The organism is Bradyrhizobium sp. INPA03-11B (assembly GCF_040446015.1).
Lineage (GTDB): Bacteria > Pseudomonadota > Alphaproteobacteria > Rhizobiales > Xanthobacteraceae > Bradyrhizobium > Bradyrhizobium macuxiense_A.
In genome coordinates, this window is the sequence record NZ_JASGSR010000003.1 from 11,856 (window position 1) to 34,486 (window position 22,631).

Annotated in this window: 16 protein-coding genes; 8 read left to right on the top strand and 8 right to left on the bottom strand. The window is 59.4% G+C overall.

Translation table 11 applies throughout. From position 1 onward, the window contains the following. Positions 1 to 30: 30 nt before the first annotated feature. The 3 genes from QMZ05_RS01815 to QMZ05_RS01825 are packed head-to-tail and all read right to left on the bottom strand — an operon-like array spanning position 31 to position 5,895. Positions 31 to 2,268 (bottom strand): DEAD/DEAH box helicase, encoded by a 2,238-nt coding sequence (locus QMZ05_RS01815; RefSeq protein ID WP_353699207.1) that lies wholly within the window; start codon positions 2,266 to 2,268, stop codon positions 31 to 33. Then, entirely contained in the window at positions 2,237 to 3,568 is a 1,332-nt protein-coding gene (locus QMZ05_RS01820; protein WP_353699208.1) for an ATP-binding protein, read from the bottom strand. The genes QMZ05_RS01815 and QMZ05_RS01820 overlap by 32 nt, the downstream gene beginning before the upstream one ends. Beyond that, entirely contained in the window at positions 3,565 to 5,895 is a 2,331-nt protein-coding gene (locus QMZ05_RS01825; RefSeq protein WP_353699209.1) for a TerB N-terminal domain-containing protein, read from the bottom strand. Before QMZ05_RS01825 ends, QMZ05_RS01820 begins: the two co-directional genes overlap by 4 nt. A 312-nt stretch (positions 5,896 to 6,207) precedes the next feature. On the opposite strand from QMZ05_RS01825, the gene QMZ05_RS01830 reads away from it, so the two are divergent. Next, a complete protein-coding gene (locus QMZ05_RS01830; protein WP_353699210.1) occupies positions 6,208 to 6,570 on the top strand; it encodes a helix-turn-helix transcriptional regulator in 363 nt (120 codons plus the stop codon). 27 nt (positions 6,571 to 6,597) lie between these two features. Here the strand turns inward: QMZ05_RS01830 and QMZ05_RS01835 are convergent, their stop codons facing one another. After that, complete coding sequence (locus QMZ05_RS01835) at positions 6,598 to 7,623, bottom strand: phospholipase D family protein (RefSeq protein WP_353699211.1); 1,026 nt, start codon at positions 7,621 to 7,623, stop codon at positions 6,598 to 6,600. Between the two features lie 182 nt (positions 7,624 to 7,805). On the opposite strand from QMZ05_RS01835, the gene nolL reads away from it, so the two are divergent. From nolL to QMZ05_RS01855, 4 genes are all read left to right on the top strand, one after another. Beyond that, on the top strand, positions 7,806 to 8,918 hold the full coding sequence (nolL, locus tag QMZ05_RS01840) for a nodulation factor fucose acetyltransferase NolL (protein ID WP_353699317.1): 1,113 nt from the start codon (positions 7,806 to 7,808) through the stop codon (positions 8,916 to 8,918). 362 nt (positions 8,919 to 9,280) lie between these two features. Then, positions 9,281 to 11,974 carry a PAS domain S-box protein gene (locus QMZ05_RS01845; RefSeq protein WP_353699212.1) on the top strand — a complete coding sequence of 898 codons (2,694 nt, stop codon included), beginning with the start codon at positions 9,281 to 9,283 and terminating at the stop codon, positions 11,972 to 11,974. Next, the gene (locus QMZ05_RS01850) at positions 11,974 to 12,648 is read left to right on the top strand and encodes a response regulator transcription factor (protein WP_353699318.1); all 675 of its coding nucleotides are present in this window, start codon (positions 11,974 to 11,976) and stop codon (positions 12,646 to 12,648) included. The genes QMZ05_RS01845 and QMZ05_RS01850 overlap by 1 nt, the downstream gene beginning before the upstream one ends. A 93-nt stretch (positions 12,649 to 12,741) precedes the next feature. Then, entirely contained in the window at positions 12,742 to 13,128 is a 387-nt protein-coding gene (locus QMZ05_RS01855; RefSeq protein ID WP_353699213.1) for a response regulator, read from the top strand. Positions 13,129 to 13,247: 119 nt separating this feature from the next. Here the strand turns inward: QMZ05_RS01855 and glmS are convergent, their stop codons facing one another. The 4 genes from glmS to QMZ05_RS01875 all read right to left on the bottom strand — a co-directional run bounded on the left by glmS (position 13,248) and on the right by QMZ05_RS01875 (position 19,412). Next, on the bottom strand, positions 13,248 to 15,074 hold the full coding sequence (gene glmS / locus QMZ05_RS01860) for a glutamine--fructose-6-phosphate transaminase (isomerizing) (RefSeq protein ID WP_353699214.1): 1,827 nt from the start codon (positions 15,072 to 15,074) through the stop codon (positions 13,248 to 13,250). A 980-nt stretch (positions 15,075 to 16,054) separates the two neighbouring features. Beyond that, the gene (locus tag QMZ05_RS01865; RefSeq protein ID WP_353699215.1) at positions 16,055 to 16,906 is read right to left on the bottom strand and encodes an alpha/beta hydrolase; all 852 of its coding nucleotides are present in this window, start codon (positions 16,904 to 16,906) and stop codon (positions 16,055 to 16,057) included. Next, on the bottom strand, positions 16,893 to 18,134 hold the full coding sequence (locus QMZ05_RS01870) for an MFS transporter (RefSeq protein ID WP_353699216.1): 1,242 nt from the start codon (positions 18,132 to 18,134) through the stop codon (positions 16,893 to 16,895). Before QMZ05_RS01870 ends, QMZ05_RS01865 begins: the two co-directional genes overlap by 14 nt. Before the next feature lie 126 nt (positions 18,135 to 18,260). Next, positions 18,261 to 19,412 (bottom strand): glycosyltransferase, encoded by a 1,152-nt coding sequence (locus tag QMZ05_RS01875; RefSeq protein WP_353699217.1) that lies wholly within the window; start codon positions 19,410 to 19,412, stop codon positions 18,261 to 18,263. A gap of 501 nt (positions 19,413 to 19,913) precedes the next feature. Here QMZ05_RS01875 and QMZ05_RS01880 point away from each other — a divergent pair. From QMZ05_RS01880 to QMZ05_RS01890, 3 genes are all read left to right on the top strand, one after another. Continuing rightward, the gene (locus tag QMZ05_RS01880; RefSeq protein WP_353699218.1) at positions 19,914 to 20,234 is read left to right on the top strand and encodes a hypothetical protein; all 321 of its coding nucleotides are present in this window, start codon (positions 19,914 to 19,916) and stop codon (positions 20,232 to 20,234) included. 162 nt (positions 20,235 to 20,396) lie between these two features. Next, positions 20,397 to 21,482, top strand: a complete 1,086-nt coding sequence (gene gmd, locus QMZ05_RS01885; protein ID WP_353699219.1) for a GDP-mannose 4,6-dehydratase — start codon at positions 20,397 to 20,399, stop codon at positions 21,480 to 21,482. After that, on the top strand, positions 21,463 to 22,500 hold the full coding sequence (locus tag QMZ05_RS01890; protein WP_353699220.1) for a GDP-L-fucose synthase: 1,038 nt from the start codon (positions 21,463 to 21,465) through the stop codon (positions 22,498 to 22,500). Before gmd ends, QMZ05_RS01890 begins: the two co-directional genes overlap by 20 nt. The last annotated feature ends 131 nt before the right edge of the window (positions 22,501 to 22,631 follow it).

The following is a 22,631-nucleotide window of genomic DNA, read 5'->3' on the forward strand; positions in this document are numbered from 1 at the left end:
CCCTCCCCCTCGCGGCCGAAGCTCGGACGGCTACCTGCCGCCGGCCATCGCCGATATGTCGGCTATCTTTGCGCGGTTCTGCTTGGCCCAGAGCGACCGCGCCAATCCTTCGGGGACCTGCTCTCTGAATTTTCCGACCTTGATATTGGCGACGAATTCCGAAACGTCCTCTGGATCGATCTCCCGCATCTGCGCGAGCTTGTCCAAGATCGGCCGGAGCTCTTCCTGTTTTATCTTGGACACCGACACGCCGAGTTCGTGAACGCCGGACTTGAGGCCCGCCATCGCCAAGGCCGCACTGAAGACGGCCGTCGCCTGAGAACCTCGCCAGAGAAAAACGTGCATGTCCCGATCCTCGGGGACGAGCCATCGGTGTTCCAGATCCAGATTTCTGAACATCTCGCGCCCTTCGGACAGCAGGCCTCTAGCCTTCTCGTCGAGGTAAGGCGGGACATCGTTCGCGAGATAGACCGATCGCATCTCCGCGACCAGGCGGTCGTGCGCCGGCTCACCAGCCGCAGGCTCGAAGCGTGGCACGACACCGCCCGGATGCGGCGCGACCACCAACGTCATCGTCTGTTCGTCCAGGTCCAGTACGACCCACCGTCGTCCGGCGAAGACGACCAGGCCATCCTTGTGGACGGGATAGGTGATCGGCAGAGTCCCTAGCGTCCGTCCGCCGACCGTCAGTCGCCATTCTTCGCCGGACTCGAAGACCGCGAAGAAGTTGCGCGACTGCGCGGTCTTTTCGCCCTCCTGTCCGAGCATCAACGTGCCGTCCTCGGCCTGCTCGACGAAACGCACGTCGCGGGATCCGAGATGGCGCAGCAGGTTCGCGAAGTCGGCGGGAGCGATGGACGCGAAGGGCCCGGGCCCGGACAGAAGATCGTATAGCGGTTTGGGTCTGATTCCTCCCCGCTCAACGATCACAGAGAGTATTTGATGGATCAACGTCGATGCGATCTCGGGCGACGTGCCGGCCTCTTCGACGAATCCCTGAAGAAGCAGTCTGACGACGGCGACCGACCTGATCGTGTTGGACCGAAGACGGTCGAGAATTCCGGACTTCTGGTCGATGTTGGGCTCTCTCAGGTAGATGCGCAGGACCGACGGGGTGCCGCGGCGTCTGCCGGTCCGGCCCAGCCGTTGCCTTAGCGACGCCAGCGAACGCGGCGCCCCTATCTGGGCGACCGACTTCACCGAGCCGATGTCGACGCCAAGCTCCAGGGTCGAAGTGCAGACCGCCGTCGTAGGCAGCCTCCCGTCCTTGAGGCGGTCCTCCAGCTCCTCCCGCAATACCTTCGAAAGACTTCCATGGTGGGGATAGAATTCGTTCGGCACGTTCAGCTTTTCGGAGCGTCGTCGTAACCGGTCGGCGGTCGATTCGACGGTTCGCCTCGATCCGCCGAAGACGAGATTGTTTTCGCCTCGCAGCGTCTCGAAAAGATGGTCCGAGATCGAATCTAGTGCGATCCGACGGGGCAGATCTTGTTCGCTCCCTGTCCCGCCCTCGGCGTGATCCGGATCGTCCAGGTCGGGTGGCTCGACGTATCCTCTGACCTGAAGCCTCAACTCGGGCGCATCAGACTTCGCCAGAAGTTCTGCGACGCGATCTGGATCGGCTGGTCGCAGCCAGGCGCGCGCTTGTCCCAAATCGCCGATGGTCGCCGAAAGACCCACCCTACGCGCGGGGCGCGCCGCCATCGCGTCGATGCGCCGGAGCAGGCTCGCGACGTGAAGGCCCCTCGGCCCCTGCAGGAACGAGTGGAGTTCGTCGACGACGATGAAGTCGGCGGCCGAGAGCAGCCTTTTGGCGTCCGCAGGGCGACGGACGAACATCGCTTCGATGGACTCCGGCGTGATGAGCGCGATCCCGTCTGGTTTGCTCATCGCTTTCTTCTTGTCGGCTTGCGGCGCGTCGCCGTGCCACTTGACGACCGGGATCTCCATGCTTTCGCAGAGCTCCTCCAGACGCCGGAATTGATCGTTGATGAGAGCCTTGAGCGGACTGATGTAGAGAACCGAGAAGCCCGAAGCCTTCCGGTCCGCGATCGAAGTCAGGATCGGCAGAAACGCCGCCTCTGTCTTGCCGGCGGCGGTCGTCGCCGCGATAAGGATATCGCGGTCGCCGTCGAGCACCTCCATGATGGTGCGGGCCTGGATCTCACGCAGTTCATCCCAGCCCTGGTCGCGAATCCAGCGGCGGATCTTCGGATGGAGCCTGTGATAGGCGGATTCAAGTCCCGATGCGGAGGCTGGTGAGCTCATCGTCATCTCCCGCTTGCGGGCCCCCCTCCGGGACCATCTCCTCCTGACCGTGGAGGTCGGCCGCGACTTGCACCTGCCCCAGCAGATCCTGCCATTTGGCGCCCGGATTCTGTTCCAGAACGGACAGCAACTGGACGAACGCCTTGACCGTCGTCCGTGGCGTGCGGAAATAGGCTTCGCCGATCCGGCCGTCGCAGTGATGCATGAACGCGGGCAACGCCTCGTCCGGGACCAGATATTTGGAAGGATCGCCGGCCGCGAAGACGTTTCTGATGTTCGACAGCAGGACGAGAAGATCCTCAGGCGTCAGACTCTGAAGATTGATGACCGGTCCCGAAAGATCGACCAGGCCTCCCGTCGCGAACTGGTTCTCCGCGAGCCGCGACTGCAACGCTTCGTAGCTGTACAGCCCTCGTCTAGTGTCCATCAGGAACTGCGGCGTGCCGCACATCATAAAGCCGATGTTGGTCGTGTTGCCCTGCAGCGCGTCGTTGACTATGCGGAGGATCTGCTCAAAATTCAGCTTCCGCGCCTGGGCGCTCTGCAGCTTGTAGATGTTCACCATCTCGTCGAACATGACGAGAAGCCCGGCATAGCCCGCCACCTTCGTCAGGCATGCGAGGGATTTCAAGGAATCGTACACGCTGTCGTCGTCGATGATCGTCCTGACGCCGAGCGACTTGTTGGCTTCCGTCTTGGTCGAGAATTCCCCGCGCAGCCACCGCAGCGCCGCCGTCTTGAGGTCCTCGTTCGACGTCTCGCTGCCGCGCCAATATGCCTTCAGGACGGTGGCGAAATCGTAGCCGCCGACGAATTCCTGTATCGGCGCCAATTTTTCGTCGATGACCTTTTCGACCGCGATCTGCCGTTCTCCCGCTTCCTTCACGGCGTCCGTCACCAACCGTTCCACGACGGCCGCCAACGCGCCGCCTTCCGGCTTCGTCCGCGTAGCCATGTTGCGGACCGCTTCGGAATACAGTGCCCTGGCCTGGCCACCGCCGGCATGGATGCGCCGGTCCGGTGCGAGATCCGCATGGACGGTGACGCACTTCCGCTCCAGCGCGATCAATCTGATGAGGTTCGCGAAAAAAGTCTTGCCGGCGCCGTAGTCGCCGATCACGAACCTGACGGCGGCTCCGCCGTCGGCGATGCGGTCGATGTCGCGCAGCAGGGCTCCGATCTCCGCGGCTCTGCCGACCTGGATATGCGGAAGACCTATTCGCGGAACGACGCCCGCGCTGAGCGCCTGGATGATGGTATCCCGTTCCTTCGGCTTTATCGCCTTCGGAGCCTTGCTCATGTCGTCGTCTCTCTCAGCTCAGCCAATCGCGGTCGCAGTTGCGGCGCCATGACGATTTCGTCTCCCTCTTCCAAAAGAGGTTCGTCGAAGCGGTCGAAGGACCAGTCGTTTATCCGCTCCAGAGCACCCTCGGGGAGGAGCTTCATCGCGCGAGCCCGCTCCTCGAATTCGACCTTCGGTATGGATCCCTTCAGTTCGATCAGCTCCAGCAGCTCGGTATGCGGCCCGTCCAGGCCTTCGAAGGATGCACCGTTCGCCGCAGAGGCGACCGGCGTCTCGACCGTGGAAGGCGCCGGCTCTTCCTCGAAGATGTTCGCGAGCAGCTCGGAAACCACCGCAGTTTCGCGCTGAGTTCGGGCGAGACGCACGGCGTCGATCTTCACGCCTGGCGTGAAATCGGGCTTCGGAGGCGCCTCCTTGGGAATCGATATTCCGGCTTCGCGCCTTTCTTCCGAGATCGCCACTGGTTCATCGTTTCGCGGTGCCGCTCGGTGCAGCTCGGAATAGACGCGCTCCTTGGGTAGGCCCAAAGCCTTGTGGAGCCGCTCGAGGAATCTGACCTCGTCCGGGTCGACGCTGCCGCTGCCCCCTACGACGGCAAGCGCGGCGTTGGCAATCGCCTCGCGTTCGGCGTCGCTTCGCTCCGCCAATCGTTTCATCACCCTCGACAGCTTCGGCGGGCTGTTGAAGGTCGTCACGGCGAAGGCAATAAGACGGGCCCGCTCGATCGCGCTGAGGTCTTCTTTTCCGTCCCGGATGCCGGCGATCACGCGCGACATCTCGTCTCCGGACGTTTGGCCGTCCGCTGCTGCAGCGAGTACGGCGACTTCGACCTGAGCTTTCATCGTCCGATAAGCCGGACGCTCGGGATCGACATGCCCGCCGCCGGGAACGCTGAACAGGAAGACCTGATCGTCCAACTGCGGGACGGCGCTCCCAAACCGGCGATCCGGCTCGATGGCGACATCGACGAGGTCAAGCACCTGGCTCAATTGGTCGGCGAGCCCCGGCGATACCTTGCCCTGTTCCTGAACCTCGAAATTCGCCGCCTGAAGGACCGTCCGCATCTTGGTGCTGGCGCGACCCTGGCCGCCCATCACCTGCGACAGGCGGGCCTTGAACTGGTTCAATGCCTCGAAACCCGCCTCCGACAAGAGATCGCGCGGAAGCATGAGCGCGGCCTGCACCGAATTTCTCGCGTCCGGCCGTTTTCCCAGCAATCGGCTGAAGCTATCGAGTTCGTCGGTACAATCCTGCACGAGCTGCCTCAATCGTTCGGGAGATTTCGTCGCCTTCGCGACGTCCGGATAGTCTCTGTGCGGCCCGTCCACGTGCACGCTGAAAGCGCCGCTTGCCGCTTGGTATTGGACGTCGATGTTGCCGGACGTATCGACGATGAACCCCTCGGCAAACCTCGCCCGAAAGCGCAGGTGCCACAAGGCGACGAATTCGTCGAAGCACCGAACGGCGGCCGTGCGCAGGTACACGTCCTGCAGGGCCAAAACCCAGATGAGAGCATCTTCCGACAGGAGAACCCGCGACTGCGAAAGGCGCTGCCCGACATGGATACGCACGCCGAGGTCTATCTCCGTCGAATACGAACGCTCCGGAGAAATTTCCGGGACGGGCAACGGAATGCCGGCCGCGCACCTCGCCACGTCGAGGAAACGTTTCGCGTATCCCTGAAAGGAATCGCTGTCCGTACGCACGGCCGCCAGCCGCTCGACTTCGGCGATGAGCTCGGGCGCGCTCGCGAGATCGCGCTCGACGAACAACCGGTGCTCCAACCCGTAGAAGAAAAGAAAGACGTGCCCGATGCCGTACGAGGTCGACCGACGTCCGGTGGACATCCAATCGAGAAACGCGCACCTGGCCGCAGGAGGCACGTCGGCGTAGGACGGCCAGTACGGCATCGAAGCCCCCGCAACGTCCGGACGGGACGATTTCGCGGGGAGCTGCGGATTTACGGCGTAGGCGTCGATTTCCCGTCCTTCGAACCATAGGGACGGTCCGAAGTAGAATAGGCCCGAGGATACGTCGATGCTTTGAATCGTGACGGCCTCGCCTGGTCGTACCCACTTGGCCGTGCCTGGCCGTTTGGGGGGACTTTTCCCGCCGGATTTCGCGGAAGATGCCCTCGGCCCGGCGCCGATCACCGGCGCGCGGTCGATAGATCCCGCGACAGGAACCGGAGATTGTTTGCGCGTTCCGAACCTGACGAGAAGGAAAGCGAGCGCGAGAACTAAGCAGATCGTCCCGACTGCGGCCAGATGCTCAACGACGAATTGGTATACCGCCGTCAGGGCCGCGATCAGCACGCCCAACACGATCAGAAGGCCAGTTCCTGAGTTTGATCCGCTTTTGCGCCGCCCCATACACCGTCAGTCCGATGCCCGCTCGACTTCCGAAAGGCATAGCGTGTGACGACCGACAAGTACAATCGACCATTGTCTGGGTTCGACCGACCGGCAATGACACGCTAGCAGGCTTGGAAATATCCCAGAACTGGAATATTCTGCGGACTGTTCGACGATCGGCCGTCCCGACGGGCGCCGCAGCGAACCTGGTATTCCGATGAAAAGGCGGGGATCTCGAATTTTGCTGGCCGGAAACGTGGGACCGCATCGAGGGCAAAACACGTGACCCGAAGCCGCGATCGCCGAACGCCGGCCGGAGAGATCGGCTCGAACAATGTCTTCGCCGACCTCGGCCTGCCGAATCCGGAAGAGCGTTTGCTCAAGTCCAAACTCGTCTCCAAGATCTCCGATGTCATCGAAAAGCGAAGATTGACCCAGGCCGAGGCCGGCAAACTGATGGACCTTCCTCAGCCCAAGGTCTCGGAGCTGTGCAATGGCCGCACCGAAACCTACAGCATCGAAAGGCTATATCGACTGCTGACGCGGTTGGGAGTCACGGTTTCCGTCGTGCTTGAGGACCAACCTGGCTGGAAGACCGGCACCGTCGAGGTCATGGGAATTTCTGCAAAGGAAGGCCATCGCTAGTCCGCGGCGGCAGCCTGGCTCCGCCGATCAGCGGCGCCGAGAAGCCGCATTGCGGGAGAGTCCGCAGATCCTTGCGACTGCTTCCAGCTCGAGCAACAGACCAGGCCGCCGGCGTGTCGCCCTAAAGAGACGCTTTCCGTGCTTCTCGATGGCTCGCTTCTCGTCATTCGACAGCCTGAAAGATCTGGAGCCGACGAGCACGGAACGTGTCCGGTAGGCGAACTGCACGTTGCTTTCGGACAGCTTCACGACGCCACGCTCCCACACGCGGAAGATGCCTTCGTACCTCGGCCTCTTCTGATCCATGTACGAGCAGTCGATGAGCCAGGCCCCCGCAGGCATCTTGCGCCAGTTCTCGTAGGCGGCCATTCCGCTCGACCTCACGACCAGCCCATCGACGAAACGCTCCGTCGACTTGAGCGACTTCCATTTTCTTTCGGCCGCAGCCGCTTCTTCGCTGACATCCTCGCCATACATCGCGAGGAATATCTTCTGGTCGCGGAAGGCCGCAGGATCCTCGACGAACGCCTTCAGCAGCGTCTTGTTCTCGATCGAAAGGATCTTCGTTTCCTTCGCCCGCTCCTTCCACTTTATCTCGGCATCCTTGAGGCCCTGGTCGGTGATCGGCTTCGCTTCCTTCCAAAGATCGTTGAACCGCTTTCCGACGTCGCGAAGCAGATCCGCCTGATCGACCCAAAGGTTCGCCTCGCGCCATCCCTTCGCCTCGGCGGCCCCGACGACCAGACCGTTGGCGGAAACGTTCGACGAACCGATCACCGCCGCTTGTGGCGACCAATAGATCTTCGCGTGCAGTCGCGGGTGGCTCTTCATCTTGAATTTTTTGGACGCCCGGCGAAGCTTCCGGATTTCCTTGGGGTTGCAGGCGCCAGATTCGAGATTGCAGATGATGCGACCGTTCCTGGCGCCTTTCAGCGACAGCGTTTTGGCTCCGTCGGCTCCCCAGAAGGCGACGGCGACCCGCAGGTCCCTGCACCCTTTCGCGATCTTCCGGATCGGGGCATTGACGCTCTTTTCATCGTGAAATTTCGCCATTTTCTCTCGATATCAGGTCGGCCCGATCGTGGCGCGAATCCCCGCGACCGCATGCCGTGGACACCTCTACCCCGTCTAAGTAAACATCTTGATGCGAAGTCGTCTGCCTAGAGACCGCACAACTATCTTTCAGAAACGGATAGTCCGCAACAGTGCTGCGGCACAACGAAGCCAGAGGTTTTATGCTTTATCACGCAACTCTATCGACCGGCCACGGCTCACACTCGGCCGGAGCAGACAAGCGAGATCTAAGCTTTGATTTTGCCAAAGGCATACTCATTATCTTGGTGATCATTGGACATCTGCTGCAATACGTCATCTACCGAGACAATGGCTATTGGGATTCGCCCTATTTCAAGTCGATCTACATGTTTCATATGCCTCTCTTTATGGCGATAAGCGGATATCTGTCTTCGAGAGCCCTCCTGCGAAAATCATTCGCCCGTAGCGTCAATGAGCGCGCAATACAATTGTTGCTGCCGACGCTGTTTTGGTTCGCCCTTTTGGAGGCGGCCAAAGTGGCGGTCTTTTCGCCCTCGAGCAGTATAGTTGGCGGAGCCTTCTTGAACGATTTAGTCGGCTCATACTGGTTTATATGGGCGACATTTGCTTCTTTCCTTGTCGTAAAGGTTCTTCTAACGATTTTCCGTCGCCTATCGATGTGGATCGTATGCATATCTGCATTTGCGGTCGCGGTCTTGCCTGTCACCTTTTCGATAGCGCCCTCGATAAGGTACACTTACCCGTTCTTCTGCCTGGGATTCTTGCTCTCCCAGTCGACCGAATATCGGACGCACTTCCTTCCGCGCAACAGATCTCTTCTGATGTTCTTCCTCGCTGCAATTGCTTGCGCGTGCTTTCTTGCTTGGGGCAAAGACACCTACGTCTACAACAATCTCGCGCTGATTCACGACACTGCCTCGGCTGAGCAAGTGTTGCTGATGTTCGTTGGCTCCGCAGCGGCCTCTTGGATCGCGTTTGAAATAATCGTTCAGCTCTGGAAATTCAGTTCCTCAACTCGAATGGCTCGTTTTGTCGCGGTGGAACTGGGCCAGAGCACGCTGCTTCTTTACCTGCTCCAGGGCACCGTTTTTCGTCTCATGGATCTGGTTCAGTTCGGAGAACTATGGGATCTCTCGACCAGAATCTCCGTTGCCGGCATGCTCGGGGTGTCAATCGTTGTCATCGCGATGACCGTTCGCTTCCTTGTGCGCGACCTCGGATGGTTGTCTCGGATTGTGGTCGGAACGTCGCCACGCTCGGAAGCAATCAAAGCTCAGTCGGCAACCAGCTAATCAAGTCCTGTCGGCTCTGTGACAGAAGCATCAATCTGCGCAATACCGTTGGCGCCGTGTAACCGCGTTTACAGCAGGCCAGTGCATGACGATCCGTTGCAGCAATCGATCGGGGCGGGGTGGAGATGCGGGCCAAAAGCTTGAGACGCGCGCTCAGGCACCATTGTGAGCATTTGATATTGAAAGGTTTAAAAGAACTATACGAACGTTTGTAATGCGCCTTCCTTCGGCTCATGCTGAGTTCAGTGACCGCCGACCGTTCTCGGCACCGCCCACAAGTGCTGTTCGGGGCGAAAGGAACTGCCGCATTTTTGCCCAACATGTTAATCTCTTCCGCCAGAGAAGGGCGGATGGCTACAAGCATGTATTATAACCAGCTCACCAAGTTCAGACATTCAGTAACGCAGCTTATTTTCGGCAGCATTGCGCTGGCGGCGGTGACGCTAACTTCCGCATACGTTCACAGCCACTTCGCAGCGACAGCGTTTGCCTATCTGGTGGTGATATTGCTGTTTTCGCTAATGGGCAGCTTCATCGCATCCTCCGCGCTTTCCATCGTCTCCGTCGCGGCTTTGGCCTACTTGTTTACGCCACCAACATTCAGTCTCCGGATCGATGACCCCCAAGACCTTCTGGTGCTTGTCGCTTTCCTTACCGCATCAATTGTCGCAACGCACCTGATCCGAAACGTCCGCCACGAAAGGGAGACTGCGCGTGAGATCGCAGCCAAGCTACGGCACAGCGAGGCCGATTTGCGCGACCGCGAGAAACGCTGGCGCGCGATCTTTGAGCATAATCCGGTCATGTACTTCATGGTCGATGACGTCGGAACAGTCCTCAACGTCAACACCTTCGGTGCGACACAACTCGGCTATGCGCCCGAGGAAATAGTCGGCCTATCCGTGCTGAAGATCTTTCGGGACGAAGATCGCGAGGTCGTCCGCAAATGCATCGAAGCGTGCCTTACAAATATCGGCCAATCGCACACCTGGGATATCGAGAAGGTCAGGAAGGACGGCTCGGTTCTGTGGGTACGCGAAAACGCCAAAGCCATGCTGTGGGCCGACGACAAACCCATCGTCCTCATCGCTTGCGAAGATATCACTGAGCGGAAGCGGACGGTACTTGCTCTGCGGCGGAGCGAAGCCCATCTGGCCCAGGCGCAGGAATTGAGCCACACCGGCAGCTTCGGCTGGAACGTCGCCACCGGCGAGATTTTTTGGTCCAAGGAGTTTTTTCGGATTTTCCAGTACGATCCGGAGATGAAACCAGCATCGCAACTCGTCCTGGATCGCGTCCACCCAGAAGACAGGGCCTCGGTCCAAGAGACTATGGATCGAGCGTATCGAGTCGAGGATCGAGCGTTTCGAGGTCAGGATTTCGAGCACGAATACCGACTGCTGATGCCCGACGGGTCGGTAAAGCACATTCACGCGCTGGCACGGGCCACGAGAACCGCCTCTGGCGATATAGAGTTTGTCGGGGCGGCGACGGACATCACGGCAACAAAGCAGGTGGAACAGCAGCTGCGCCGGAGTGAAGCCTATCTGGCCGATGCGCAGCGGCTCAGTCACACGGGCACCTGGTCCTGGGACTGCCACCGTCGCTGTTTTGCGTATCGCTCCGCCGAAGTCAGCCGTCTGTTTGGCTTCGATCCCGAAGAGCCTGTATCGCTTGAGGCCATCCGGTCGCGTATCCATCCAGACGACTTGGCGCTGCAACAGGAAGTGCAGCGTCAGGCTATCGAACAGAAGACAGGGAACTTCGAATATGACTTCCGAATCCTCCTTCCCGATGGAGCGATAAGGCACATACACGCAGTCGCGCACGCCGTGTTGGGAAGCGATGGTTCGACCGTCGAGCTCATCGGAACGCATATGGACGTCACCGAGCAACACGCAGCCAGGGAACGGCTAGAAAACACTCTTGCTGCGCTGCGCGAAAGCGAGCAACGCTTTCGCGACTACGCCGAAACGGCGTCCGACTGGCTATGGGAAACCGGACCAGACCACCTGCTTACCCAATTTTTGGAGCACGCCAGCGCCGCGGGCGTCGTAGCTAAAGGGGTCATCGGCCTGCCCCGCCGGGAAATTGCGCGCGACGTCGAAGAAGAACCCGAGAAGTGGCGACAACATCAGGCGACGCTAGACGCACATCTCCCATTTCGAGATCTGATCTATCGCACCGTCAACCGGCTCGGCTCTCCGACCTACGTCCGGACCAGCGGCAAGCCCTTTTTTGACGTAAGTGGTAACTTTCATGGCTACAGGGGCGTCAGCACCGACATCACCGCGATGATTCGGGCAGATCAGGCCGAACAAGAGCTGCGGAAGGCCCAGGCGGAGCTAGCGCATGTGACGCGCGTGACGACGCTTGGGGAGCTGACAGCCTCCATCGCCCACGAAGTAAATCAACCGCTCGCAGCCATCATCAGCAACGCCGACGCGTGCCTCGGTTGGATGGGTCGCGAGACGCCTGACCTACCTGCTGCGCGCAGCTCGGTGGAATGGATCATCGAAGATGCGATCCGAGCAAGCGAAGTGATCCGCCGCATCCGCGCACTTGCGAAAAAAGGTGAGATCGAGATGGTCACGATCGATATCAACGACGTCGTTAAGGACGCCATCGCACTGGTGACGCGCGAGTTGGTCAATCACCAAGTCACCTTGCGGACCGAGTTGGCGCCGGCGCTTCCCGCGATTCTGGCCGACCGGGTTCAACTGCAGCAGGTGATCATCAATCTGGTGATGAACGGGATCGAAGCCATGCAAGCGGTTGACGACCGAACGCGCGAACTCGTGATTCAGTCATCCCAGGATGATATGGGGCGAGTGCAGCTCTCGGTGACTGATTGCGGCGTCGGGATCGCCGAGGATGACACCGACCGCATCTTGGATCCATTCTTCACCACCAAATCGAGCGGCCTTGGAATGGGTCTCTCGATCTGCCGTTCCATTGTCGAAGCTCATGGAGGGCGCCTGTCAATCGTCCGCAAGCAGGAGCCGGGCGCGACCTTTCAATTTGTTCTGCCATTGCATGAGGAGGTTGTATCGTGATTGGGCGCTTTGACTCGCCGCAAGAGAGCAGGAAGGCTGCGGGGCCGACAAGTGCGATCGTGTTCGTTGTAGAGGATGACGCCTCGATGCGTCGGTCGCTCGCAAACCTTTTTCAATCGGTGGGTCTGGACGTGGTGACTTTCGGATCAGCGCACGAAATGCTGCAGAGCAACGTACCGGATGTTGTCAGCTGTCTGGTTCTTGACATCCGTCTACCGGGACAGAGCGGGCTTGAGTTCCAGGCTGAGCTGGCAAAGTCGAACATTCATATTCCGATTATTTTCATCACCGGTCATGGCGACATTCCCATGAGCGTCAGGGCCATGAAGGGGGGAGCGGTCGATTTTCTCACCAAGCCGTTTCGCGAGCAGGAACTTCTTGATGCGGTGGTGGCGGCGACCGAACGGGATCGCAAGAGACGGGAGGCTGAGCAGACGGTCGCGAACCTGCGTTCTCTGTTCGATACCTTAAGCCCACGCGAGCAAGCGGTATTGAAACTGGTAGCTACTGGCCTAATGAACAAGCAAATAGCCGCTGAGCTCGGGCTCGCCGAGATTACCGTGAAGATCTATCGGGGACACGTGATGAAAAAGATGCGTGCGCGGTCGCTCGCCGATTTGATCAGAATGGCTGAGAAGCTCGGACTTCATGCCAACCGCGGCGAACAAACCTAAGTATGATTTTACAAGCTCGCCCCTCATGCCCACTTTATCGTCCAGGGTGCTGATGCCGTCGGCAAGCGCTTTCCAGCGTCAGGAGGGCTGGTCTTGTCAACGCCTTTGATTTCCGTTGTCGACGATGACGCCTCAGTCCGTGCTGCGATAGAGAACCTGCTCAAGTCGCGCGGCTACATCGTCCATACATTTGCGTCGGCCAAGGAGTTCCTGGAGTCGCCTCAGCTGGACGAAACGTCCTGTGTAATTACGGATGTGCAGATGTCGGTGATGAGCGGCTTGGATCTAGTCGCAGAAATGCGGGCTCGGGACTACGACGCGCCTTTCATTCTCATCACGGCATTTCCCAATGACCGCGTTCGTGCTGCTGCGGAGGGTGCCGGAGCCATCGGGTTCCTGGCGAAGCCCTTCGCCGCACATATGTTGATCAAGTGCCTTGATACCGCACTGGAGAAGCACCGCGGCGGCCCCGGCATCTGAACCAACGAGCCGTCCGCCCTACTCTACATCTGATCTGAGCGCCGCTTTGCCGGCATGCGCGCCCGAACGAACAATTGAACATGCACAAGCCGCAAGGAGCACTTCCGGCGACTATCGGCTTATTCGACTGTTACCGATTTCGCGAGATTGCGTGGCTGATCAACGTCCGCGCCCATCAGGATGGCAGTGTGGTAGGCCAAAAGCTGCAGCGGAATAACATAGACCATGGGCGTAAAGGTTGCGGCCATGTCCGGCAGCACAATGGTTACAATGGAGTCCATTGCAGCTTCCGAGGCTCCCTTCGCATCAGTTATCAGGATGACGTTACCACCTCGAGCCGCGACTTCTTGCATGTTCGAGACGGTTTTTTCGAAGAGCCGATCGTAAGGCGCGATCACCACCACCGGCACGGTCTCGTCGATCAGCGCAATCGGACCATGCTTGAGCTCGCCGGCGGCATAGCCCTCTGCATGAATATAGGAGATTTCCTTCAGCTTGAGCGCGCCCTCCATCGCTAGGGGAGACGACGTACCGCGGCCGAGATAGACCACATCGCGCGATCTGGCGATATCATGCGCAAGCTTCTCGATCTGCGGCTCGATGGCCAGTGTTGCCGCAATCAGCGGCGGCACTTCGATCAGCTCGTGGACAAGCTTGATTTCATCGATTTCGGACAATTCGCCTCGCTCTCTGCCTGCTGCGACCACAAGCGCCGCGATCACCATCAGTTGGCAGGTAAAGGCTTTGGTCGACGCAACGCCGATCTCCGGCCCCGCCAAGGTCGGCAGCACGACTTCGCTCTCGCGTGCGATCGTTGACGTCGGCACGTTGACCACAGAGATCGTGTGCAAACCCTGCGCCTTGGCGTAGCGCAACGCGGCCAGCGTGTCGGCGGTCTCCCCAGACTGCGAGATGAAGATCGCGAGATCCCCCTTGCGCAAAGGCGCCTCGCGATAGCGGAACTCGGAGGCCACATCGATCTCGACCGGCACGCGCGCCAGTCGCTCGAACCAGTATTTGGCAACCTGGCCGGCATAGCTCGCCGTACCACAAGCCGTGATCCAAATGCGCTGTACGGCGTTAAAGTCGAACGGCAATTTGAAAGGCAGTTCTATGCGCTCGCCGGCCATATCGACATAGTGCGCCAGGGTCTGCCGGACTACTTCCGGCTGTTCGTGTATTTCCTTCGCCATGAAGTGACGATAATTCGCCTTGTTGACCAGGAGCGACAACGTGCCATGGCTTGACGTTTCGCGGTGGACGACGCTGCCGCTCGAGTCATAGATGACGCCGTTCGCGCGGGTAAGCACGGCCCAGTCGCCGTCTTCAAGGTAGATGATGCTGTCGGTGAAGGGCGCAAGCGCAATAGCATCCGATCCTAGATACATTTCGCCATCACCATACCCAATCGCAAGCGGCGATCCCTTGCGCGCGCCGATCATGAGGTCCTCGTGGCCTTTGAACAGAAACGCCAGCGCGAAGGAACCGCGCAGCCGCGGCAACGACGCCTTCACCGCGTCCTGCGGCGAGTAGCCATTCTTCAAATAGGATTCGACGAGATGTGCCACCACCTCGGTATCGGTCTCGGAGGCGAAGTCCGCGCCATTCTGTTCGAGTTCGGCGCGTAGCACACGGAAATTCTCGATGATTCCATTATGAACGACTGCAACGTTGTCCGCCATATGTGGATGTGCGTTGCGCTCGGTGGGCTTGCCATGGGTGGCCCAGCGCGTGTGGCCAATACCAGCGTGACCCGACAGCGGATCGCAGTGCAACTTCTCCGCAAGATTTTTCAGCTTGCCCTCGACGCGCCTGCGCTCGAGATGACCGCCCTCGAGCGTCGCAACGCCCGCTGAATCATATCCGCGATATTCTAGTCGCTGGAGTGAATCGACCAAATGTCCGATGACCGGACCACGACCTAGGATGCCAATAACTCCGCACATACCGACCAATGCGCCCCAACTTCACACCACGACGTTAACTTCGGAACCACGGAACAATTAATTGATAGCGGATTCGCCGTGGAGGGCTGGCGCGGATGGACCAGGGCTGGATGTTCTCCGTCCAGCCATCAGCGTCATGCAAAGTCCGAGCTAGATAGTACGTTTTAACCATCTAAGCTCAATCAGCCTCACCGCTGCTTGGCGCGCACCGCTGGCTAAGCGGAAACACGGCAGCAGACGAAAGCGGATCTCAGATGAGCCGAACGTTCAGGTAAGTCTCGATAATCGCGCATGACAGCCAGTTCGGGCATAACCAGACCCTTCGCGCGACAAGGAAGGTGGCAGTCAGGGTCGCATTGGACGGGCTGCGTGGACACGTCTTGCAAGTCGGCTGGCCCTTGAGATGGGCGGGACTCAATGGAGGGCGGCGAACCGCTTGTCCTGCAATAGAACTTCATAATCGCAGCCCCCTCATCTTGCCCATCAAGTGCCATTCATGGTCATCCCGCCAGATCTCTCAAGAACACTCCGCTTCTCATCTTCTCTCCGGATATGTTCTGCGGCTGAATGGCGTGACCGCTATCATGCGTATCGCGAATAACGTTTTTGGCGGGATCCGGCCCTTAAGGAAGGCGGCACTAAGGACCGATGCAAGCCGTGCTAGTTCGATAGGGACGAGATTAGGTCAATTGAGAACGATGGCTCAATTGTACGGAGGTAATGCTCCGATATCGAAAAGTTTGAAGAACTATACGAGCGTTTGTCACCGCCTCCTACTGACGCCAGCGGTACCGCGCACAGGGCCAGGCCATAGGGACCCCTTCGCGCTCCCTGCGGAACCGCACCGGCGCTATACTTCTCGTGCAGACACACGCAAATGCTGTCAAATCCGATCTCACCCAGCTAGGTGAGATTGAAGGCACACGGTCGCGGCTTCCTCGCCGCACCAGCTTTTCCAGATTGACCTTAAGGCCTCTAACTCAACCTCTGCGTCTGCGGAGACCGACATCCAAGAAGCGATCGAGCATGGCATTGACCTGATCTGCAACCTCGATCGTGTTGAAATGTCCAGCGAGCATCGTCTTCGCTGTGACCAGCTGTGGACAGATCTCCTTCAGCCGATCGAGGCCGCGCGCCATATTCACCAGCGGAACATCAGCGGCAATATAGGCCATGGGAACCCGGCAGGCTTTTGCGGCCGGCATCGGGTCATAGTCCAAAATGGCGTTCCGTATCACCGAATAGGCCACATGCTGTGCTATTTTTGAGCACGGCGGAAGCACATAGGTCTCATAGATCGCCTTTCGTCGAGCGGCATCATCGAAATCGCAGCCCAGCTCCCACGCGTTCGCCTTTAAGACCGCCAGATAGTCGGATCCGCCCACGCCGTCCAGGAGCGCTTTAACCTGCCGAGATTTGCGCAAGATCGGAGACGGCATGACAATTGTATCAATCATGACCAACCCCGCGGCCAGGTCCGGATAGCGGCCGCACAGTTCGAGCGCGATCCGACCTCCCATACTGTGGCCGATCACGACCGGCTTGAGCAGCTCCAGTTGAGCGCATTGCCAAGCGATATCGTCCGCAAATCCTGCGACAGTATACTCCTGATCGGGTGCATCGCTGGAGCCATGTCCCCGAAGGTTGACCGCTACGGTCCGCCGTTTTTGAGCGAAATGGACGAGCTGTGGCGAGAAGATGCCGTGGTCACCTGTCCAACCATTGATCAGGAGCAGCGGCGGGTCTTGCGCGGCTGCAGGTCCGACCTCAACATGCCCCAAACGTACACCATCGCGGTTCAACAAAGCGGGCTTGAACTCATGGGAGGTCACGGTCTTTCCTCCTGAACCGAGCTTGCATTCGGCCCGACCACGGCGACGCATTGGCAGGAAGAACGACGCCAACGTAGGCGGCGACCGCCAATAACGAAAAAGCAAGCATCACCACCGCCATCGAAAGTAGCGAATGCCCGTCAAAGAGCGCGACGACCAAAGCGCTGGACAATGCGGCGCCTGCCATCTGTACGAATGCTCTTGCCGCGCTGATAGATCCTGCGATTTCTGGCATGGGCCGCAGCGCTTCGTAGATAACGTGAGGCGCGATCAAGCCGAACGACGACCCTACACCAACCATTATCAACACAACGACAACAGCCGATTTGTCTCCCACAAGCGCCATGAAAAGCAAAGCTATTGCCATGCTCGTCGAGAGTGCGAGGCCCGCCGCAAGCAGTTGCGCGGGCGACGCCCCCTGACCGCAGAGACTCCTGTTGAGCCAAGCGCCGGTCACAATCGACATCGAACTCGCTCCAACGATCGCACCATACGCGTTGGGACCGAAAATATTGGAGAAGAACAGCGATGATCCGGTGACGCAGGCGAATACGGCTCCTGCCGCCGCAGCGTCGCAAAGGATGTTGCCTACGCAGACAGGATGGCGCAGCACGCGACGATAATTCTGGACAACTGTCGCAGGACTAAGCCTAACGTTCGGATGAACCCTTGCGCTTTCGCTGAAGCAGGCCATTGCCGCGAGCAGCAGCAATCCTCCGACGATAGGCACGACGTATATGGCCCGCCAACCGTGTGCAAGGAAGGCAATGTCGGCGATTGGTGCAATCATCGGAACAACGTAGATCGCCAAAACGACGTCGGTCATCTCTGCCCTTGCGGTTTCACCGTCGAAGAGGTCCCTGACAATTGCGATTGCAGCAATTCCGGCAGCAGAAGCACCAATTCCCTGGAGCGTGCGAAAGAACATGAGCTGCGACAGGGAATTGGAGAAGGCGCACCCTATGCCTGCAGTTACCATGAGTACGCAACCGAACTGAACGATCGGCTTGCGGCCCAGGCAATCCGATATCGGTCCGCAAACGAGAAGCGTCATTCCAAAACTCATGACATAGGCGCTCATCGCCAGAATGACGTCGCCTTCTGTCGCCCCGAGATAAGCTCCTGTCGCCGGGAGACTTAGAGCGATCATGTCAATGCCAAACGTCGACAATGAAGCCATGAGAGCCAGCAACAAGGTGCAAGAGAACGAATCGCGATGAATGAGCAAGGTTAGGTTTCTCTTGATGGGCTTAGAAGCTAGCGCCAGCGCAGTTTGGAGATGTTCATCCGCGAGAGACAATGCATCGATCGCGGTCTGCCTCGCTGATCGTGGAATCAATACCTAACGTGGTTTTCATGAGTCGCCGCGTCGCCGACGCCCGACAGTGGCTAGGAACTCCATCTCGTTGACGAGGCGCGATCGATCGATATCGGCCTTGATGGCTTCGCCGAGCTTACGGGCTGCGACTTTGAATTCCGGTTCCGTGATCAGCCGCTTGATCGCTGCCGCTATCTCTGGCTCGGAGGCCGTCGGTGGTAACCGAAGCCCTACTCCCTTCGCCTCGACTCGCGCCGCGTTAGCCGATTGGTCTCGTCCCATTGGCAGAATGAGTTGCGGCAACGCGTTGATCAGTGAACGGTTAACAGTTCCATGGCCGCCTTGGGATATGACGAGAGACACGTCCCTCATGACGCAGTCGTGGGGAGCACCGCACACCAAATGCACGTTCTTCGGAGCGTGAAGTTCGGACACATCCAGACTCGGACCCATTGTGAAAACGGCCTCCACATCAATAGTTCCAACGGCATTGATAACGCGTTGAAACACGTCACGCTGGCCCTGCGCTCCCGTGCTGCAAGCGATCAGCGCGTGGGGACGATCCTGCCGCGCCGGCCAGGACGGCCTCCACGATTTTGACCAATTCGGCATATCGAGCAACGGCCCGATATAACGGAAGTTATCCGGAAGAAAATCTGCCTCGAAATCGAAAGCCCGACTGACCGCCAGCAGAACTCGATCGGCCTCGTCGAACAGATCCATAGCGTCTACAAGAACATGAAGACCCAATTCGACCCGGGCTCGATTGAGGATAGAAAGAGATGCATTCATCGCCGTAGAGAGAGCTGCAGAGGCTGCGTTGAGTTCGTTGCGCTCCTCCGGCGTTTTCGGCCGCCCCAATCCTGAAGTAGCCGGCGGCACCCCCGGCAGGACCCGGATACTGACGTGAGGTGAGAGAAATGCGAAAGGCACGCCACATGCTCGCGCTCCGAGCGCCGCGCCAAACAGCAGATCGAGGCCGAGCACAGCGTCAGTCGGCGCGCGGCCGATCTCGTCCCGAATATCGGCCGCGTAAGCGGAGCAGGGTTCAAAGACGACCCTGCGCATCCGATCTCGTATGTCCGAGACATCTGTTGGGTCTGCCGCCTCACCCATGGGAGCGCGGAGCCATGTCACGAATTCGAAATCGGCGGCTTCGACTTCAGTTCGCATGGTCAGATCGGCCATCACCCGAACATGATGGCCCCGCTGGCGCAATCGACGGCCTGCTGTAAGCAGCGGACTGAGATTTCCCAACGTACCCCACGAGGCTAGGAGAAAGTCATAAGAAGTCACCGGCACCTCCGTAACCGTCTCGCATTCGAAAGTCCGCGGCCCTCGCCGCGCAGCCCGAGAGACAGAAACGTTTCTGACACACATGATCTAGACGCTCATTGCCGCGCGTGCTTCGGTCATAACCCGTCGCGCCAACTACACCGCTTCCACATTCGCTTGCTTTCGCTGGCGAGATCTTCTCGGCGTGTTAAATCCGGATCTGCTTCGGACCATCTGGCGCAGGCAACCGCTCGAGAGCAACTCGACTCTTGCTTCGCTACGACGCCTTCGCCTTGCTGCGTTCGAGGTACGAATCTCAAGTGAGGCGTGAAGTTCGACTGTGAACCCGCCCACGAATTGTTGACGCCAGCGTGTTGCTTTGAGCATAGTTTCAAGCCTACAACCTAACGCTGCGTGAGATTCAAGCTGTTTTTTAGTGGTTTTGCAGACTTGATTTTATTCAGCTGGAGTGAAGCGCCCCCGCTCCTAAACCCGATTCTCGGGAGGGCACTGCGCGCCAATGCCGACACCGCCTGCAACTGCGAAACAATTCCGCCGCGCCGCCCGATTAATTCGGAGAAGATTTTGCTGCGGATTTGGGCGCTTCTCGGACATGATCACATCGTTCGAAATGGCCAAGAACGCATGCGCACCGAGATAGGTTTGTTGCATGTTGGCCTCTGGCGCCACAACCGCGATATCCTCGCTCCTGACGCCTCAACAAATGCCAAATAAATCAATGTATATGATGTGCATGCCGATATGATGTGTATGGTTCGAGTGAAATATCGCTCCCCTCCGTGGCACGTGATAGCAGGCCCGCCTATCTAGATCTTTTCGAAAATTAATTCGCAAATGACGTTGCTAAGGGCGCCTATCCGCGCAACTGGAGAGGCAATGACGGCTCAGGACTCAAAGCGGCGCGTTGCGCTGATCACCGGCATCACCGGGCAGGACGGCGCGTACCTCGCCGAATATCTGCTCGGCCTCGGCTACACCGTGCACGGGATCAAGCGCCGGTCGTCCTCGTTCAACACCGCGCGCGTCGACCATCTCTACGAGGATCCGCATGCCGGCAACGTGCCGTTCCTGATGCACTACGGCGACATGACGGATTCGACCAATCTGATCCGCCTGGTGCAGCAGATCCGGCCGACCGAGATCTACAATCTCGCGGCCCAGAGCCACGTTGCGGTCAGCTTCGAGAGCCCGGAATACACCGCCAACGCCGACGCCATCGGCGTGCTGCGCCTGCTGGAGGCGATCCGCATCCTCGGCATGGAGAAGGAGACGCGGTTCTACCAGGCCTCGACCTCGGAGCTTTACGGCCTCGTGCAGGACGTGCCGCAGAAGGAGACCACGCCGTTCTATCCGCGCTCGCCCTATGGCGTCGCCAAGCTTTACGGTTACTGGATCACGGTGAACTACCGTGAGGCCTACGGCATGTTCGCCAGCAACGGCATCCTGTTCAATCATGAGAGCCCGATCCGCGGCGAGACCTTTGTGACGCGCAAGATCACCCGCGCCGTCGCCCGCATCGAGCTCGGCCTCGAGAACAAGCTCTATCTCGGCAATCTCGATGCCAAGCGCGACTGGGGCCATGCCCGCGACTATGTCGAGGGCATGCACAGGATCCTGCAGGTGGACCAGCCCGGCGACTTCGTGCTCGCGACCGGCGAGACGCGCTCGGTCCGCGAGTTCGTCGAGCTGGCGTTTGCCGAGGTCGGCCGCAGCATCGAATGGCGCGGCAAGGGTGTCGAGGAGGTCGGCGTCGACAAGGCGTCCGGCAAGACCCTGGTGCAGATCGACCCGACCTATTTCCGCCCGACCGAGGTCGATCTCCTGATCGGCGACGCCAGCAAGGCTCGCGCCAAGCTCGGCTGGGCGCCGAAGACGTCGTTCGCACAACTGGTGAAGGAAATGGTCGCCAGCGATCTCGTCGAGGCCAGGCAGGATGCGGCCAATGGCAAGCACGGCGTTTGAACTGAAGGGCAAGACGGTCTTCGTCGCCGGCCATCGCGGCATGGTCGGCTCGGCGCTGATGCGCCGGCTGGCGCGCGAACAGGCCGATCTCCTGACCGTGTCGCGCAGCGAGGTCGATTTGCGCGACCAGGCTGCAGTCAACGCCTGGTTTGCCGCGAAGCGGCCGCAGGCGGTGTTCCTCGCCGCGGCCAAGGTCGGCGGCATCGTCGCCAACAACACGCTGCGGGCCGAATTCCTCTACGACAATCTGGCGATCTCGACCAACGTGATCCAGGCGGCGCATGCCAATGGATGCGAGAAGCTGATGTTCTTCGGCTCGTCCTGCATCTATCCGCGCCTGGCGCCGCAGCCGCTGCGCGAGGATTCGATGCTGACCGGCCCGCTGGAGCCAACCAACGAGCCCTATGCCATCGCCAAGATCGCCGGCATCAAGATGGTGGAGGCGTATCGCAGCCAGTATGGCGCCGATTTCATCAGCGTGATGCCGACCAACCTCTACGGCGCCGGTGACAATTATCATCCGGAATACAGCCACGTCGTCGCCGCGCTGATCCGCCGTTTCCACGAGGCCAAGGTTTCGGGCGCTGGCAGCGTCGTGGTGTGGGGCACCGGCACGCCGCGCCGTGAATTCCTCTATGTCGACGATCTCGCGGATGCCTGCATCCATCTGATGAAGACCTATTCGTCGCCGGAACTGGTCAATATCGGCACCGGCGAGGACATCACCATCGCCGAGTTCGCCCTCGTGGTTGCTGCTACCGTCGGCTACCGCGGCGAGATCAGCTTCGACACGTCGCGCCCCGACGGCACGCCGCGCAAGCTGCTCGATGTCAGCCGTCTAGCCAAGCTCGGCTGGCGTGCCACCACCTCGCTCGAGAATGGCATCGCTCTCGCGTACCGGGCGTATCTCGATGAGAAACAGAGATGCCGCCAAAGTCGTTTTGCTCGTCCGGAACAAAATAACTATGTCGCTCGCAGCGAGATTGACTTGGCAAAATCCCGCGCCATCAAAGAATAGCGCAGCAAAGGCGCTGCGGATCCGCCGCCGAGCATAATCGTCTCACGACCGCAATGGCGCACCTGGAGATCGTCGCCGTCCAGACGCGTGCGGTCGGGCGCAGAGCACTTATCACAACGAGAGCCGAGATG